Below are 16,613 nucleotides of genomic sequence, written 5' to 3' on the forward strand. Positions count from 1 at the left end.
GGACGTATTTTATTCTGCTTCTGCCCTTTTCTTCTTTTTTCCAGGCTTCTTTTCTGAGATCTTTCCCATAAGAGCCACAGGAAGAATGTCTTCCATCGTCTCTGCATAGCGGATATCCAGTCCTTTTTTGATCTCTTCTGAGATCTCTTCCACATCTGGCTCATTCTTGGCTGGAACAAATACAATCTTCATTCCTGCATTCTTGGCTGCCAGAAGCTTTTCTTTCAGACCTCCGATCGGCAGAACCCGTCCACGAAGCGTAATCTCTCCGGTCATTGCCACGTCTGCACGTACCGGAATCTTTGTAATAGCAGATATCATGGCTGTTGCCATGGTCACACCTGCGGATGGTCCGTCTTTTGGCACGGCACCTTCCGGAATGTGGATATGTATATCATGCTTACGGAAATATTCGTCAGAAATGTGATACTGTTCACTGACAGAACGTATATAACTGATTCCTGCCTGTGCAGATTCCTTCATGACGTCTCCCAGCTGTCCTGTAAGACGGAATTCTCCTCTTCCCGGCATAGTATTTACCTCAATCTGAAGAGTATCACCGCCTACACTGGTCCATGCCAGTCCTCTTACAATACCAATCTCATCCTGATTATTGAGTGTCTGGATCGTAAAACGTACCCTTCCAAGATACTTTTCCAGATTCTCTTCTGTAATCTTCACAGACTTCTTTTTCTTCTCCAGGGTTTCTCTGGCAGCTTTTCGGCAAATCTCACCCAGCTTACGTTCCAGTCCACGAACACCTGCTTCCCTTGTATATCCGGAAATCACTTTTCTCAGTGCCTCATCCGTGATACTGATCTTTTCCGGATTCAGACCATTCTTTTCCACCTGCTTCATCCAGAGATGTTCTTTTGCAATATGAAACTTCTCATTCTCCGTATAACTTGTGATCTCAATCAGTTCCATACGGTCAAGCAGAGGTCTTGGTATGGTCTGTACATCATTGGCTGTTGCAATGAATAGCACTTCTGACAGATCCAGTGGAATCTCAATATAGTGATCTCTGAACTTCACATTCTGCTCGCCATCCAGAACCTCCAGCATGGCAGATGCTGTATCACCTTTGTAATCACTGCTGAGCTTGTCAATCTCATCCAGTAGCATCAGTGGATTCTTCACGCCTGCAGTGCGGATACTATTGGCAATCCTTCCCGGCATTGCACCGATATAAGTTCTGCGATGTCCACGGATCTCTGCTTCATCTCTGACTCCACCCAGACTGATGCGGACATATTTTTTATCCAATGCTTTCGCAATAGATCTTGCAATGGAGGTCTTGCCGGTTCCAGGCGGTCCCACCAGACAAAGAATCGGACTGTCTCCTTTTTTTGTCAGGATACGGACAGACAGGAACTCCAGAATACGCTCCTTGACCTTCTCCAGACCATAATGATCTGCTTCCAGAATCTCCTTTGCCCGTTCAATGTCCTTACTGTCTTTGGACGCCTTATCCCATGGCATCTCCAGAAGTGTCTCAATGTATCCCCGGATTACTGAACTCTCACCGGAATTCATCCCCACACTGCGGTAACGCTGAATCTCCTTCTGAATCTTTTCTTTTACTTCTTTGGATGCCTTCAGCTTTTTCAGTTCTTCTTCAAACTGATCTGCTTCGTTCACATTATCTTCTTTTAATTCTTCACGGATCAGCTTCATCTGCTCACGCATGATATATTCCCGCTGATTCTTGTCAATCCGCTCTTTTACCTTTTCCTGGATCTCGATCTTGATCTGCATGATCTGGATCTCATTCTCCATAATGGAACACAACAGTTCACAGCGCTCTTTCAGTTCTACAGCTTCCAGAACTTTCTGCTTCTGTTCATAAAACAGTGGAATGTTCATGGCGATCTGTGCCGTTGCTTTCTCCAGATCTGTGAGTTCCATAATCTGGCTGATCAGTTCTTTGCTGACCTTTCCATTCACGCCACAGTAACGCTCAAATGTCTCCTTCATGGAACGCAGTAATGCTTCTTTTTCATTTGGCTCCATGACATCTTCTTCAGCAAAAGTAAGAATATCTGCATCCAGATATTCCGGATTGTCATCAATATCTACCAGTTCTGCTCTCTGAATGCCTTCTGCCAGAACACGCAGGATATTCTTTGGCATCTTGATCACCTGTTTAATCTCTACGATCGTTCCAATCCGGTACAGATCATCCAACACCGGCTCGGAAACTTCCGGATCCTTCTGAGTCACTACAAAAAGCTTCTGGTCTTTCAGCATGGCCTGCTCTACCGCTTTGACAGACATCTCCCGGCTGATATCAAAATGAACAATCATCGCCGGAAGTATGGTCATGCCACGCAGTGCCACTGCCGGAATATGTTTGATTTCTTCTGTCATCTTTACTCCTATGCGGATTCCGGTGTCTGAACAATCTTATTCTTGGTATTATGGACCGGAATCAGTCTCTCTTCACTGTGGATCAGCTGGGCTTCTCCAGTCCCATCCACCAGTTCTTTTGTGATGGTGCATTCTGTAATCGTCTCATCGGAAGGAATTACATACATCAGATCCTGCATGGTTCTTTCCATTACGGAACGAAGTCCTCTGGCTCCGGTCTTACGTTCCATGGACTGATGTGCGATCTCTTTTACCGCATCATCCTTGAATTCCAGCTTCACACCATCCAGTTCAAACAATTTCTTGTACTGTTTAATAATAGAATTCTTTGGCTCCTGTAAAATACGTACCAGAGTCTCTTCATCCAGTGCATCCAGAGAAACGACTACCGGCACACGTCCCATAAATTCAGGGATCATACCAAACTTCACAAAATCCTGTGGTACTACTTCTTTTAATACTTCTCCAACATTGCGCTCTGCTTTTACATCAAGCGTACGGTTGAATCCCATGGTCTTGGTATCCATACGTGTCTCAATGATCTTATCCAGACCTTCAAAAGCACCGCCGCAGATAAACAGGATATTCGTTGTATCAATCTGAATCAGTTCCTGCTGCGGATGCTTTCTGCCGCCCTGTGGCGGAACACTGGCAATGGTTCCTTCCAGAATCTTCAGCAGTGCCTGCTGTACACCTTCACCGGATACATCTCTGGTAATGGACGCATTCTCAGACTTTCTTGTGATCTTATCAATCTCATCAATGTAGATAATGCCTGTCTGAGCACGCTCAATATCATAATCTGCTGCCTGGATCAGCTTCAGAAGAATATTTTCCACATCTTCTCCCACATAGCCTGCTTCTGTCAGCGTTGTTGCATCTGCAATGGCAAACGGCACATTCAGAAGTCTTGCCAGTGTCTGTGCCAGATACGTTTTTCCGCTTCCTGTTGGTCCCAGCATCAGGATATTACTTTTCTGCAGCTCTACCCCCAGATCTTTTCCCGCCAGAATTCTCTTATAATGATTATAAACCGCTACTGCCAGTGCTTTCTTGGCATTGTCCTGTCCGATTACATAATCATCCAGTACACCTTTGATCTCTTCTGGCTTCAGCAGATTGATCTCCTGCTCCACATGCTCGCCATAGTCCTCTGCCAGTTCTTCTTCGATAATCTCACCGCAGATCTCTACACAGTCATCGCAGATGTATACCCCATTGGGTCCGGCTATCAGCTTGCGTACCTGGTCTTCACTTTTGTTGCAAAATGAGCAGCGAATCTTCTGCTCTCCGATTCTTCCAGCCATTCCTGTTCTCCTCTTATCAGATGCCAGTCTCAGATCGAAACAGACATCATCTGACTCTATTCTCTCATTTATTACCTGTATTGTGAAAATGACGGCACAGTCCCTACACTCCGCCGTCATTTACTCTTATCTGTTTGATATTACCATATCAATCAGACCATATGCTTTTGCTTCTTCCGCTGTCATGTAATTGTCACGTTCTGTATCACGTTCGATTACTTCCAGTGGCTGTCCTGTATTTGCTGCCAGATATTCGTTCAATCTTTTTCTGGTTTTCAAGATTTCTTCTGCTACGATCTTGATCTCAGTAGCCTGTCCTCTTGCACCACCTGACGGCTGATGGATCATAATCTGTGCATTCGGCAGGGCAATTCGTTTGCCCTTGGTTCCGCCTGCCAGAAGGAATGCTCCCATACTGGCTGCCATACCTAAGCAGATCGTGGATACGTCGCACTTGATATACTGCATGGTATCATAGATTGCCCATCCTGCACTTACAGATCCACCCGGACTGTTGATATACAGCTGAATGTCCTTTCCCGGATCTTCTGCTTCCAGGAAAAGGAGCTGTGCAACAATCAGATTGGCACTCACATCATTTACTTCTTCACCTAAAAAGATGATTCTGTCTTTTAATAATCTGGAGTAAATATCATAGGATCTTTCACCTCTGCTTGTCTGTTCAATGACATAAGGTACAAAACTCATGATAACACCTCCCGCCTTCCGGCATTCTTCCTGTCAGACTGAATTAGTCTTCTTTTTTCTCTTCTTCAGCTTTCTTTTCTACTTCTTTTGCTTTGTCTCTGATGAAGTCTACTGCTGCCTGAATCTTCAGGTCTGCTTTCATCTGATCCAGTCCGCTCTCTCCAAGAGCTTCTTTGATCTTGTCTACTTCCATCTTATAAGCTTCAGACATCTTCTTCAGTTCTTCTTCGATCTTTTCTTCTGCGATCTCAAAGTTCTCTTTTGCTGCGATTGCTTCCAGAACCAGGCTGTTCTTGATGCGCTTCAGAGCTTCTGGCTTCATCTGATCCATCAGCTTCTCTGCTGTCATTCCTGTAAACTGGAAGTACTGATCTACTGTAAGACCTTGGGACTGAATTCTTCTTGCGAAGTCATTTGCCATCTGTCTTACCTGTCCGTCTACCATAGCATCCGGGATATCCATCTCAGCGTTAGCAACTGCTGCTTCTACTGCTGCAGCTTCTTTTGCATTCTTTGCTGCTGTTTCTTTACGTTCTGTCAGTTTTTTCTTCAGATCTTCCTTGTACTCAGCCAGTGTATCGAATTCAGATACATCCTGAGCAAATTCGTCATTTGCTTCCGGAAGTTCTTTTACTTTAATCTCATTTACTTTGCACTTGAAGACCGCTTCTTTTCCAGCCAGATCTTTTGCATGGTAATCTTCTGGGAAAGTAACTTTTACTTCTTTTTCTTCACCGGCTTTTACACCTACTAACTGGTCTTCAAATCCCGGGATGAAGCTTCCTGATCCAACTGTCAGGTCATAGTTCTCAGCTTTTCCGCCATCGAATGCAACACCGTCTACAGAGCCGTCAAAGTCAAGTTTGATCATATCTCCGTTTTCAACACCTCTGTCTTCTACAGCGATGGTTCTGGAGTTCTTTTCTCTTTCTTTGTCAACTTCTGCATCTACTTCTTCATCTGTAACGTTGATCTCTGTCTTCGGAACTTCTACTCCTTCATATGCTCCAAGAGTAACTTCCGGTTTTACAGCTACTTCTGCTGTGAAGATGAATGGTTTGCCTTTTTCGATCTGAACTACATCGATCTTTGGCTGGGAAACCAGATCCAGATCACAGTTCTCGATCTCTGCGTCATATGCCTTCGGGATCAGCTCGTTTGCTGCATCTTCATAGAAGATACCTGCGCCGTACATCTTTTCGATCATAGCCTGTGGAGCTTTTCCTTTACGGAATCCGTGGATGTTGATCTTGTTTTTATTTTTTACATATGCATGCTTGATTGCTTCTTCAAACTCTTCAGCGCTGACTTCGATGGTCAGTTTTGCCATATTGTGCTCTAAATTTTCTACCTTTAAACTCATTTTAGATAGTTCCTCCTTGATATCTTACTTCTCGTCTTTCAGGTGGACATATCACCGACAGGCGACATACCCACAAATAAAAATGCGCACTTTCCCATGCTTACACTCATTTTAGTACTATAACATAAGTTGGCGTAAATGGCTAGTACTTTTTTCGTGATGAAAATGTATTTTGTCTGACGGACGTTGCGCGAAGAAGAAACTCTGTTCCAAAATACGCTTGTTTTCTATGATTCGCACGCGCCTATTGCTGTCTGCTCCCGCGAACTCGCTGCTTTGCAGCTCAGACACGCTCCGCAGACACCGCTTGCGTGCTGCATCATGGCGAAAACTTCGCTGCCATTTTGTGAACATGAGTTTTCTTCTTCTGCAACTGTATGCAGACAAATACCACTGATCACCAAAAAAACACAATTTCTGTGACTATATATGTCTGCTATTATCAGATATTGTATATGATGCTTTTCGATAACGCTTCAGATTTTTCTTTACCGCACATGCGTGTTACCAGTTCCAGCGCAAATGGAATTGCGGTTCCCATGCCGCGGCTGGTGGTGATGTGTCCATCTGTCACTACCGGGTCGGTGGATGTGGATGCTCCGGTCAGTCTTTCTTCAAATCCCGGATAGCAGGTTGCTTTTTTGCCCTTTAACAGTCCCAGATCTCCCAGTACGCTTGGCGCTGCACAGATGGCTGCGATGCCTTTTTTCTCATGATCTGCTTTCTTCAGAAGTTCCGCAAGATACTGATGTTCTCCCAGATGAAGTGTACCTGGCATTCCTCCAGGCAGAACGAACATATCTCCGTCTGAGAAATTGCAGTCTTCAAATACCTCATCTGCTTCCAGTGTAATCTTATGTGCTCCCACAATGGTCTTTTTGCCCATAATGGATACTGTGGTTACTTCCACGCCTGCACGTCTCAGGATATCCACTACAGTCAGTCCTTCGATCTCTTCAAATCCATCTGCCAGAAATATGTATAATTTGCTCATAGTTATTCCCCCTCTTTTTCATATATATTTTCATTCATAAAATCTGATTTTTCACATCTCTGTCTTCTATTATACCCACTTTCACTCCTTCCACGCAATTTCTTTTTCGTAAAAATTCTGTGAACTCCTATCTGTCTTGACATCATTTTTTTCTCTCGCTACAATACAAAATGAATACATTATCAGGAATTCTGTTCCTGCCTGAAAGGAGTCTCTTATGGAAATCGAACGTAAATTTTTAATTCCGAAGCTGCCGGATGATCTGGAATCTTATGCTTTTCACCTGATTGAGCAGGGTTATCTCTGCACTGATCCGGTGGTACGTATCCGCCGTCAGGATGATAATTATATTTTAACTTACAAAGGAAAAGGGCTAATGTGCCGGGAAGAGTATAATCTGCCTTTAAATCAGGAGGCTTATGAGCATTTAAAAGAAAAAATCGACGGCAATCTGATCTCTAAAAAGAGATATCTGATTCCCATCGATGATGAATTAACCATTGAGCTGGATGTGTTTCACGAACCATTTGAAACGCTTAGGCTGGCAGAAGTGGAATTTCCATCCGAAGAGGCTGCCAATGCATTTGTGCCGCCAGCCTGGTTCGGCAAAGACGTTACCATGGACGGACGTTATCATAACAGCTGTCTCAGCAAACAATTATAATTTTTCTTCCTCCGGATACCGGATCTCCACCAGGGTCAGTCCCTGGGGAGGCGCCGTCTCTCCGGCAGCCTGCCGGTTTTTTAATTCCAATAGTTCTTTCATATATTCCGGTTCGTAATAACCACTTCCGATGCGAAGCAGGGTTCCTACGATGATACGGATCATATTGTATAAAAATCCGTTTCCACAGATCCTTATCCGGATCAGATCGTCTTCTTTGATAATGTCCACAGAATAAATCGTCCGAACCGTATTTTCCACCTCTGGCTTCTGAGTACACAGACTCTTGAAATCATGTTCTCCTACCAGATATCCTGCTGCCTGTCTCATTTTCTCCAGATCCAGTGGATAGTAGTAGAATAATGCATAGAGCCGTCTGGTAGGATCCGGGAACTTTCGGTTCAGAATGCAGTATTCATAGGTCTTCACCGTCTCACAAAATCTTGGGTGAAAGTCCGGCCGTACTTCCCGCGAATCCTGAATACGGATATCTGCAGGAAGCCTGGTATTTAACGCATAGGAGATCTTTTCTGCCGGCATTCTGGCGCTGGTGTCAAAGACTGCCACATTGCCTCTGGCATGCACCCCGGCATCCGTTCTGCTGGCTCCGATAATCTTAATCGGTTCCCTCAGAAGTTCAGATAAATGATGATTTAATACTTCTTCTATCGTGACTCCGTTTGGCTGAATCTGCCAGCCATGATAATTGGTGCCATCATAGGCCACAGTCAGTTTTACTCGCTTCATATACTATATCTCTTCATGTCTGTTCATTGCCTTTTGGTGGCAACAGTTTCAGAACAATTATACTCCTACAATTTTCTTTGCCGCAAACATAGCCATCAGATACAATGGTAAAATTATATAAGCAATCCGGTCATTTTTCTGATAAACGAGAGGACGCATCTTAGTTCGTCCTTCCCCTCCGTAATATCCTCTTGCTTCCATTGCCATGGCCAGATCATTAGCACGGCGGAAAGCTGATATAAACAACGGTACCAGAAGCGGAATCATATTTTTTGCCTTAGTAATCAGATTACCTGTTTCAAAATCCGCTCCCCTTGCCATCTGTGCCTTCATGATCTTGTCTGTCTCTTCCAGCAAAATCGGAATGAATCTCAGGGCAATGGACATCATCATGGCCACGTCATGTACCGGTACATGAATTTTATTTAACGGCGCAAGCCCCTTTTCCATTCCGTCTGTCAGCTGGTTCGGCGTGGTGGTCAGTGTCATCACAGAAGAACCAATGATCAGATAAGTCAGGCGCAGTGCCATAAAGACTGCCGTATTTAATCCTTCATAGGTAATGCGCAGCTTCCAGATCTGTACCAGAGTCGTTCCCGGTATAAGGAACAAATTAAACGCAACCGTTATCAAAAGCAGGATCACCACTGCTTTCATGCCCTTTACCATAAACTTGAATGGTACTTTTGATATCTTAATTACAGTAATCAGCAGTATGGTTGCCACTGCATAGGACGCAAAGGAACGGAACAGAAACAGTGAAAAAATATACGCCAGAGTCCATACCAGCTTGGTTCTAGGATCCAGACGATGAATGACCGAATCGGTTGGGTAATACTGTCCGATAGTAATATCTCTAATCATGGTTCACCCTCCGATCTTCCATTCCAAATGCATGTAAAATGGACTGTTTTGCTTCTTCTATGGTAATCGCATGCACATCCACATCAAATCCTTTTTCTTTTAAAGTCTGCATCACGTAAGTCACCTGCGGTGCAGCCAGTCCAATGCTTTCCAGTTCTTTGTAGTGTTCAAATACCTTTTTCGGTTCCCCGTCAAACTTCATACAGCCATGATCCATGACAATAATACGATCCACGTATTTTGCCACATCCTCCATGCTGTGGGAAACCAGAATGACCGTAATCCCCTGTTCTTTATGGAGCTTCTGGATCTGATCCAGAATATCATCCCGGCCTTTGGGATCCAGACCTGCAGTCGGTTCGTCCAGAATCAGTACCTCCGGGTGCATAGCGAGAATTCCTGCTATTGCCACACGGCGCTTCTGTCCACCGGATAAATCAAAAGGTGACTTGTCATAATGCTTTTCTTTTAATCCTACCTGGTGCAATGCTTCCAGACTTCTTGCTTTCACTTCTTCTTCCGGAAGTCCCAGATTTTTCGGGCCGAAGCAGACGTCCGATAATACATCCGACTCAAATAGCTGATACTCCGGATACTGAAATACCAGTCCTACATGACTGCGCAGCTCCTTCATGGAATATCCATCTGCATAAATATTCTCTCCATTATAGTAGATCTCACCGCTGGTTGCCTTGATCAGTCCGTTCAGGTGCTGAATCAGTGTAGACTTCCCAGATCCGGTATGTCCGATAATTCCCACAAACTGACCATCAGGTATCTCCAGATTGATATCCTTCAGTGCATGCTTCTCGTAGGCAGTTCCCGCTCCATAGACATAGTTGATGTGTTCCAGTTTTATGGACATATGGCCCCCCCCTCTGTTGCACCCGTCGTTTTGAGTTTTACCAGTTCCCCGATCAGTTCTTCACGAGTCAGTATACCTTCCGGAATATTCAGGCCACTCTTTCGCAGTTCATGCGCCAGCATAGTCACTTGTGGCACGTCCAGACGGTGCTCTTTTAATTCTTCTACTCTGGAAAATACTTCTTTGGGTGTTCCCTGCATCAGAATCTTTCCCTGATCCATGACAATCACCTGATCCGCAAAAGTCACTTCTTCCATATAATGCGTGATCAGAATAATCGTCACATGTTCTTCTTTATTTAATTTCCGTGCTGCTCGAATCACCTCTCTTCGTCCAACCGGATCCAGCATAGCCGTCGGTTCGTCCAGCACAATGCACTTAGGGTGCATGGCCACTACTCCTGCAATGGCTACACGCTGCTTCTGTCCACCAGACAGCTTATTCGGAGAATGAGAACGATACTCCCACATCTCTACGGTCTTCAGACCTTCTTCTACTCTTTTTTCAATCTCTTCTGACGGAACGCCCATGTTCTCCGGTCCAAACGCCACATCCTCATCCACCACAGTTCCGATGATCTGGTTATCCGGATTCTGAAAGACCATACCGGCAGTCTGACGGATCTCTCTGATCTTCTCTTCGTCTCTGGTATCCTTCCCGTCTACATAAACGCTTCCTTCTGTCGGAAGCAAAATGGCATTCAGATGCTTCGCCAGAGTGGACTTTCCGGAACCGTTATGTCCCAGAATGGCGATAAACTGTCCCGGCTGTACGTCCAGGCTCACCTCATCCACTGCCCGGTAGGTGGACTCCACCTGCCCGTCTTCGTTATACTTCTGATAATCGTGTATCAGTTTCTTGATGTTAATAATACTTTTCATGTCACGCTGGCTCCTTTTGTTCCATGTGTGCATATGTGAATCTTTTTATTTTTACAGTCTGCAGCTTAATTTTGTCAGATGCAGAATCTCCTTTGCCAGTTGTTTGGTCAGATCTTCTTTTCCCACTCTCCACTTCCAGTTGTTTCCTGTGGTAGAAGGGAAGTTCATTCTTGCTTCCTGTCCCAGTCCCAGATAATCCTGCATTGGTACAATACAGGTATCTGCCACAGAAAGCATGGCCAGACGAATGAAATCCCATTTGATCTCTTCTCTGGTGGAATGCGCATTATTCAGATAATCGGTAGTAAAGGCAAGGGTCTTTTTGTCCATGCCATCGTACATTTGCATCAATGTCTCATTGTCATGTGTTCCTGTATAGCAGACACAGTTTTTTTCATAGTTATGTGGAAGATGCTCGCTGGTTCCTGTCGGATCAAAGGCAAATCCCAGTACCTTCATATTCGGATATCCACTGTCTTTTACCAACTGGCGCACGGTCTCTGTCATCATACCCAGATCTTCGGCAATGACTTCTTTATGTCCCAGACGGTGCTCCAGTGTACGGAAAAGATCCATCCCAGGTCCCTTTTCCCAGTGACCGTTCACTGCTGTCTCATCCCCGTAAGGAATGGAATAATATTCATCAAATCCACGGAAATGGTCGATTCTTACCACATCATAAAGTTCATAGCAATGCTTCATACGGCTGACCCACCAGTCATAGTTCTGATGGCGGTGATAATCCCAGCGGTATAACGGATTGCCCCACAGCTGTCCGTCATCTGAAAATGCATCCGGCGGGCATCCGGCTACTCCCTTTGGCTTACGATCCTCATCCATCTGGAACAGATCCGGATGAGCCCATGCATCTGCACTGTCCATCGCCACATAAATCGGAATATCCCCAATGATCAGAATACCTTTTTCATTGGCATAGGTCTTCAGCTTCTTCCACTGCTGGCTGAACTTGTACTGAAGATATTCGTAAAATTCGATTTCTTCCGGATACTGACTGTAATAGTAGTCCACAGAATAGTCCCATCTCAGACGGATATCATCTGCCCACTCCAGCCAGGACGCTCCATGAAAGCATTTCTTTACAGTCATAAACAGGGCGTAATCTTTGATCCACTCTCTGTTTGTGTCCACGAACTTCTGAAAATCCGGATCTTCAGAAATATGGCTGCGTTTGTATGCCTTCTTCAACAAGTCAAAACGCTTTTCATATAACTCTCCATACTCCACATAATTCGGGTGATGAGTGCAGTCAGCAGCCTTACACTCTGCTCTTGTCAGTACCTTTTCTCTGACCAGTTCATTCAGGTCAATAAAATATGGATTCCCTGCAAAGGTAGAAAAAGACTGATACGGTGAGTCTCCGTAGCTGGTAGGTCCCAGCGGGAGAATCTGCCAGTAGGTCTGTCCGGCATTTGCCAGAAAATCTACGAATTTATATGCTTCTTTTGAAAATGTTCCAATCCCGTACGGGGATGGAAGGCTGCTGATTGGCAGCAAAATGCCACTTGCTCTCTTCACTTGTTCTTCCTCTTTTTCTCTTTTTATATTTTAGTCGATCCGTCTTCTGTCCATCTTCTTGGAGATCAGCATTCCGATGCTCTGGAATAACTGCACCAGAAGTACCAGAATAATGACGGTCACAATCATGATATCCACCTGATAACGGTAGTATCCATAACGAATGGCGATATCTCCCAGACCACCGCCGCCGACAGTTCCTGCCATAGCAGAATATCCAAGAATCGTTCCTGTTGCGATAGTTGCATTCACAATCAGGGATGTTCTGGCTTCTTTTAAATAGACCTTCCACACAATCTCCCATGTGCTGGCTCCCATACTCTGTGCTGCCTCAATCACACCACGGTCTACTTCTTTTAAAGAAGACTCTACCATACGTGCAATGTACGGTGCTGCAGCAAAGGTCAATGGTACAATCGTTGCTGTGGATCCATAACTTTTTCCGACCAGCTTCGCAGTCAGAGGCATAACCAGAATCAGTAAAATCAGGAACGGTATACTTCTGAATATGTTGGAAATCAAGTCAAAAATCTTGTAAACAAATGCATTCGGACGAATGCCGTCTTTTGCACAGATTACCAGTAAAATACCCATTGGCAGTCCCAGAACATACCCAAGCAGGGTGGATGTCAGTGTCATATATAAGGTCTCTCCGATACCACGGACGATCATCATAATTATAGTACTATCCCACATAATCTTCTAACACCTCCACTGCAAGTTTTGCTTTTTTCAGATACTCAATCATCTGATCTCCGATGATTCGGTCTTCCGGCAGCTGCAGGATCATCTCTCCCTTGGCTACCCCATCAAGATCTGTGGTATGAGCATAAAGAATGTTTACCGGTGCCTTGCATGTTAATACCATGTTTCCGATTACCGGCTCAAAAGATGAGTTCTCCGAAAATACAATTCGCACACAACGCTTACCTTTCATCTCTTTCACATGTTCATAGCCCTGATAGATCAGCTTCTTAGCTTCCTTGGACTTCGGTGCAGTGAAAATGTCACTGACCAGACCGTGCTCTGCCAGCTTACCGTGATCAATGATTGCCACATGGCTGCAAATCTCCTGCACTACTGCCATCTCATGGGTAATGATTACAATGGTAATACCATACTTCTGATTGATCTCCTTTAACAGTTGTAGAATGGACTTAGTAGTCTGCGGATCCAATGCACTGGTTGCTTCATCACAGAGCAGGATCTTAGGATCACTGGCCAGCACTCTGGCAATGGCCACACGCTGCTTCTGTCCACCGGAAAGCTGCGCCGGATAAGCTTTTGCTTTCTCTTCCAGTCCTACAATCTTCAGATATTCCAGTGCCTTTTCTCTGGCATCTTTTTTCTTAACCCCTGCCAGTTCCATCGGAAAACATACATTGTCCAGTACATTTCTCTGCATCAGCAGGTTGAAATGCTGAAAAATCATACCAATGTCTTTTCTGGTGGCACGCAGCTCTTTATTGGATAACTTTGCCAGATTCTTTCCATCTACAATCACATCTCCGGATGTGGGTCTCTCCAAAAAGTTCAGGCAGCGCACCAGAGTACTCTTACCTGCACCGGACATACCGATGATGCCGTAGATCTCTCCCTTGTAAATATCGAGAGAAATATCATCCAGAGCATGTACATCCATGTCTTTGACTTTAAACCACTTATCCAGATGTTCTATTTTAATAATCGGTTCCATGGGTTTCCTCCTCTTATTTCTTTGCAACACGCTTTATTCTATCGTAAAAACAGGGCAGTTGCAAGATAAAATCCCACATCTGCCCCTCGTTCATGTTCCGGTTTCTTTTTACTGTTCACTCCGTGACCAGCAACGCGCTTCGCGATGCACAGAAATCATGCATATGCATGATTTCGCGCGGTATGTCTCGGGTTTTCTGTGACCTTTGATCACAAAAAACACCTCGCGAGACATTGGCTGTGAACAGTAACATTTTTTTCTCTACTGCGCCTCTGTCTCAGTCTCAACTACTTCAGTTGCCTCTTCAGTTGCTTCTTCAGTTGCTGCTTCTGTATCAGCTTCTGCGTCATCTGATGATTCGTAAGGAATGACTGCTCCGTTGTATGTCTCGTTGATAAAATCTTTGATCTCGTCAGACTTCAGTGCATCTACCAGTGCTACAATACCTTCGTTGTCTTCATTTCCTTCTTTTACTGCGATGATATTTACATAGGTCTTAGCTGCTTCTGAATCAGATGCTTCGTATGCGATTGCATCATCTGCTACGGAAAGTCCTGCTTCTACTGCATAATTACCATTGATAACTGCGAATGCTACTTCACCAAGTACTCTAGGTACCTGTGCTGCTTCCAGTTCCTGAATCTTGATATCTTTTGTGGTAGATTCAATATCATTTACTGTAGCTGTCAGACCAGCACCTTCTTTTAAGGTAAGTACTCCGTTGTCCTGAAGAAGAAGAAGTGCTCTTGCTTCGTTTGTAGTATCATTTGGTACTGCAATGGTATCTCCGTCTTCCAGTTCATCCAGGCTGCTCTTTGTTCCAGGATAGATTCCGAATGGCTCGTAGTGGATGTCACCTGCATCTACCAGATGCGTTCCTTTCTCTTCATTGAAGCTTTCCAGATATGGTACATGCTGGAAATAGTTGGCATCAAAGTCACCACTTTCTACTACCAGGTTTGGCTGAACATAATCTTCAAATTCAGTTACTTCCAGATCCCATCCTTCTTCTGCAAGGATCTCTTTTGCTGCGTCCAGGATCTCTGCATGTGGTGTCGGTGATGCTGCTACCTTAATGGTTCCTTCTGCTGCTGCAGGTACGGCCAGTGCCAGGGTTAATGTTGCTGCTGCGATGGATGCAAGTACTCTTTTCATAATTCTAATCTCCTTTTTCTCTCTGAAATATATTCGTTCTTTTTCAGGATATCAAGGATTGCTGCGCGCCCTGCACTCCAGTGATATCATCCTATTTCTTAATAGGTTTTGTATGGGTTAAATGATATACTCTTATCTCTCAAAAGTCAATAAGCCACAATATAGCAAATCTTTATACTTAGTTATAGATTCAACCTTTAACAGGCCAAGTTTTTCTGCCAGTTTCTGAGAAGGAAGATTGCTTTGGGAGGTTCTTAAATAAATTCTTTCCATCTCCAGTTCTTCTGCGGAATAATTCAGAATAGCCTGACATGCTTCTGCAGCATAGCCATTTCCCCGGTATTCTTTTCCGAACAGGTAGGACAACTCCGGTTCGCCGGACAGACCGCCATAGTTTTCCGGCAGTTCTTCAATCCCCGCCCTGCCAATCACAGTATTAGTTGCCTTATCCACAATCGTCCAGAGCCCATACTCAAAAAATGGATAACGGGTGGTGATGTAAGTGCGAAGCTGCTCTTCTCCTTCACTCAATTGCTGTACATCAAGGTTGCCTCGTTCCTCCTCATAAAACTTCTGAAAATACGGCAGATCTTCCATGACAGATTCCCGGATGATGAGACGCTCCGTCTCTGCGATCAGCCATGGAAGATGCATGTGGCGCTGCCAGATGCGATGAATATAGATATCATCCGGAAAATCAATTCCATCAGACATCTGCCAGATGTAATCGGCTTCGTAGCAAGTGGTTCCATTTTTCTCTTCCAGATAAATACTTGCCCCACCCAGTTGCTTTATTCTTCGCAGAATCTCTGGCTGACTGGTTAAATACACCGCCTGTATACCATGTATCTTCCACTTTTCTTCTAATTCTGCTTCTTTACTTACAAAAATGCCGGGGATATTGCTATCCCCGACACCCTTCATTTGATTTAACATTTTTCCGGTTCCGGATAATTCACTCCAAATGTCTCTACTGTCATGGATTTGATCTTCTGCTCATCCAGTGGTCTGTCGCTGTAATCGGTATCTACTTCTGCGATCTTGTTTACCACATCCATGCCCTCGATCACTTTACCAAATGCTGCATAAGAACCATCCAGATGCGGAGCTGCCTTGTGCATGATAAAGAACTGAGATCCACCTGAGTTTGGATGCATCGCTCTTGCCATAGATAATACACCAGGAGTATGTGCCAGATCATTCTGGAATCTGTTGTCTGTGAATTCTCCCTTGATGCAGTAGCCAGGACCACCCATACCGGTTCCCTGCGGGCATCCACCCTGGATCATAAACCCATTGATCACACGATGGAAAATCAGTCCATCATAGAAGCCCTTCTTCACCAGGCTGATAAAGTTATTTACAGTATTCGGTGCAATCTCCGGATACAGTTCTGCTTTCATTACATCACCGTTATCCATAGTGATGGTAACAATTGGATTCTGTGCCATAATCGTTCTCCT

General features: G+C 44.5%; 16 protein-coding genes. 1 reads left to right on the forward strand and 15 read right to left on the reverse strand.

Annotated features, from left to right (window positions below; translation table 11 throughout):
* Nucleotides 1-9: 9 nt before the first annotated feature.
* The 5 genes from lon to H8716_RS00785 form a co-directional block, all read right to left on the reverse strand.
* Nucleotides 10-2,370 carry an endopeptidase La gene (gene lon, locus H8716_RS00765; protein ID WP_249306540.1) on the reverse strand — a complete coding sequence of 787 codons (2,361 nt, stop codon included), beginning with the start codon at nucleotides 2,368-2,370 and terminating at the stop codon, nucleotides 10-12.
* Between the two features lie 8 nt (nucleotides 2,371-2,378).
* Nucleotides 2,379-3,677: an ATP-dependent Clp protease ATP-binding subunit ClpX gene (clpX, locus tag H8716_RS00770; RefSeq protein WP_249306542.1), complete on the reverse strand. Its 1,299-nt coding sequence runs from the start codon at nucleotides 3,675-3,677 to the stop codon at nucleotides 2,379-2,381.
* A 126-nt stretch (nucleotides 3,678-3,803) separates the two neighbouring features.
* The gene (gene clpP / locus H8716_RS00775; RefSeq protein WP_249306543.1) at nucleotides 3,804-4,385 is read right to left on the reverse strand and encodes an ATP-dependent Clp endopeptidase proteolytic subunit ClpP; all 582 of its coding nucleotides are present in this window, start codon (nucleotides 4,383-4,385) and stop codon (nucleotides 3,804-3,806) included.
* A 43-nt stretch (nucleotides 4,386-4,428) separates the two neighbouring features.
* Nucleotides 4,429-5,748: a trigger factor gene (gene tig, locus H8716_RS00780; RefSeq protein WP_249306553.1), complete on the reverse strand. Its 1,320-nt coding sequence runs from the start codon at nucleotides 5,746-5,748 to the stop codon at nucleotides 4,429-4,431.
* A 442-nt stretch (nucleotides 5,749-6,190) separates the two neighbouring features.
* Nucleotides 6,191-6,742 (reverse strand): DJ-1 family glyoxalase III, encoded by a 552-nt coding sequence (locus tag H8716_RS00785; protein WP_249306555.1) that lies wholly within the window; start codon nucleotides 6,740-6,742, stop codon nucleotides 6,191-6,193.
* Between the two features lie 217 nt (nucleotides 6,743-6,959).
* Here H8716_RS00785 and H8716_RS00790 point away from each other — a divergent pair, with 217 nt between their 5' ends.
* Nucleotides 6,960-7,406 carry a CYTH domain-containing protein gene (locus H8716_RS00790; protein ID WP_249306557.1) on the forward strand — a complete coding sequence of 149 codons (447 nt, stop codon included), beginning with the start codon at nucleotides 6,960-6,962 and terminating at the stop codon, nucleotides 7,404-7,406.
* Here H8716_RS00790 and truA read toward each other — a convergent pair.
* The 10 genes from truA to H8716_RS00840 form a co-directional block, all read right to left on the reverse strand.
* Nucleotides 7,401-8,153: a tRNA pseudouridine(38-40) synthase TruA gene (gene truA, locus H8716_RS00795; protein ID WP_249306559.1), complete on the reverse strand. Its 753-nt coding sequence runs from the start codon at nucleotides 8,151-8,153 to the stop codon at nucleotides 7,401-7,403. The two genes, H8716_RS00790 and truA, sit on opposite strands and share 6 nt — an antisense overlap.
* Nucleotides 8,154-8,210: 57 nt before the next feature.
* The gene (locus H8716_RS00800) at nucleotides 8,211-9,017 is read right to left on the reverse strand and encodes an energy-coupling factor transporter transmembrane component T family protein (protein WP_249306561.1); all 807 of its coding nucleotides are present in this window, start codon (nucleotides 9,015-9,017) and stop codon (nucleotides 8,211-8,213) included.
* Nucleotides 9,010-9,882, reverse strand: coding sequence for an energy-coupling factor transporter ATPase (locus H8716_RS00805; protein WP_249306563.1), 873 nt, complete (start codon nucleotides 9,880-9,882; stop codon nucleotides 9,010-9,012). Before H8716_RS00805 ends, H8716_RS00800 begins: the two co-directional genes overlap by 8 nt.
* Nucleotides 9,873-10,763 carry an energy-coupling factor transporter ATPase gene (locus H8716_RS00810; RefSeq protein WP_249306566.1) on the reverse strand — a complete coding sequence of 297 codons (891 nt, stop codon included), beginning with the start codon at nucleotides 10,761-10,763 and terminating at the stop codon, nucleotides 9,873-9,875. The genes H8716_RS00805 and H8716_RS00810 overlap by 10 nt, the downstream gene beginning before the upstream one ends.
* 51 nt (nucleotides 10,764-10,814) lie before the next feature.
* Nucleotides 10,815-12,299, reverse strand: a complete 1,485-nt coding sequence (malQ, locus tag H8716_RS00815; RefSeq protein ID WP_249306569.1) for a 4-alpha-glucanotransferase — start codon at nucleotides 12,297-12,299, stop codon at nucleotides 10,815-10,817.
* 30 nt (nucleotides 12,300-12,329) lie between these two features.
* Nucleotides 12,330-12,995 (reverse strand): methionine ABC transporter permease, encoded by a 666-nt coding sequence (locus tag H8716_RS00820; RefSeq protein ID WP_249306571.1) that lies wholly within the window; start codon nucleotides 12,993-12,995, stop codon nucleotides 12,330-12,332.
* Nucleotides 12,985-13,995, reverse strand: a complete 1,011-nt coding sequence (locus tag H8716_RS00825) for a methionine ABC transporter ATP-binding protein (protein ID WP_249306573.1) — start codon at nucleotides 13,993-13,995, stop codon at nucleotides 12,985-12,987. The genes H8716_RS00820 and H8716_RS00825 overlap by 11 nt, the downstream gene beginning before the upstream one ends.
* 261 nt (nucleotides 13,996-14,256) lie before the next feature.
* Complete coding sequence (locus tag H8716_RS00830) at nucleotides 14,257-15,150, reverse strand: MetQ/NlpA family ABC transporter substrate-binding protein (RefSeq protein ID WP_249306575.1); 894 nt, start codon at nucleotides 15,148-15,150, stop codon at nucleotides 14,257-14,259.
* A 132-nt stretch (nucleotides 15,151-15,282) separates the two neighbouring features.
* Nucleotides 15,283-16,086 carry a GNAT family N-acetyltransferase gene (locus H8716_RS00835; protein ID WP_249306577.1) on the reverse strand — a complete coding sequence of 268 codons (804 nt, stop codon included), beginning with the start codon at nucleotides 16,084-16,086 and terminating at the stop codon, nucleotides 15,283-15,285.
* On the reverse strand, nucleotides 16,080-16,601 hold the full coding sequence (locus tag H8716_RS00840) for a peptidylprolyl isomerase (protein WP_249306579.1): 522 nt from the start codon (nucleotides 16,599-16,601) through the stop codon (nucleotides 16,080-16,082). Before H8716_RS00840 ends, H8716_RS00835 begins: the two co-directional genes overlap by 7 nt.
* Nucleotides 16,602-16,613 lie beyond the last annotated feature (12 nt).

Origin of the sequence: Jingyaoa shaoxingensis (assembly GCF_014385005.1) — a bacterium.
Taxonomy (GTDB): domain Bacteria; phylum Bacillota; class Clostridia; order Lachnospirales; family Lachnospiraceae; genus Marvinbryantia; species Marvinbryantia shaoxingensis.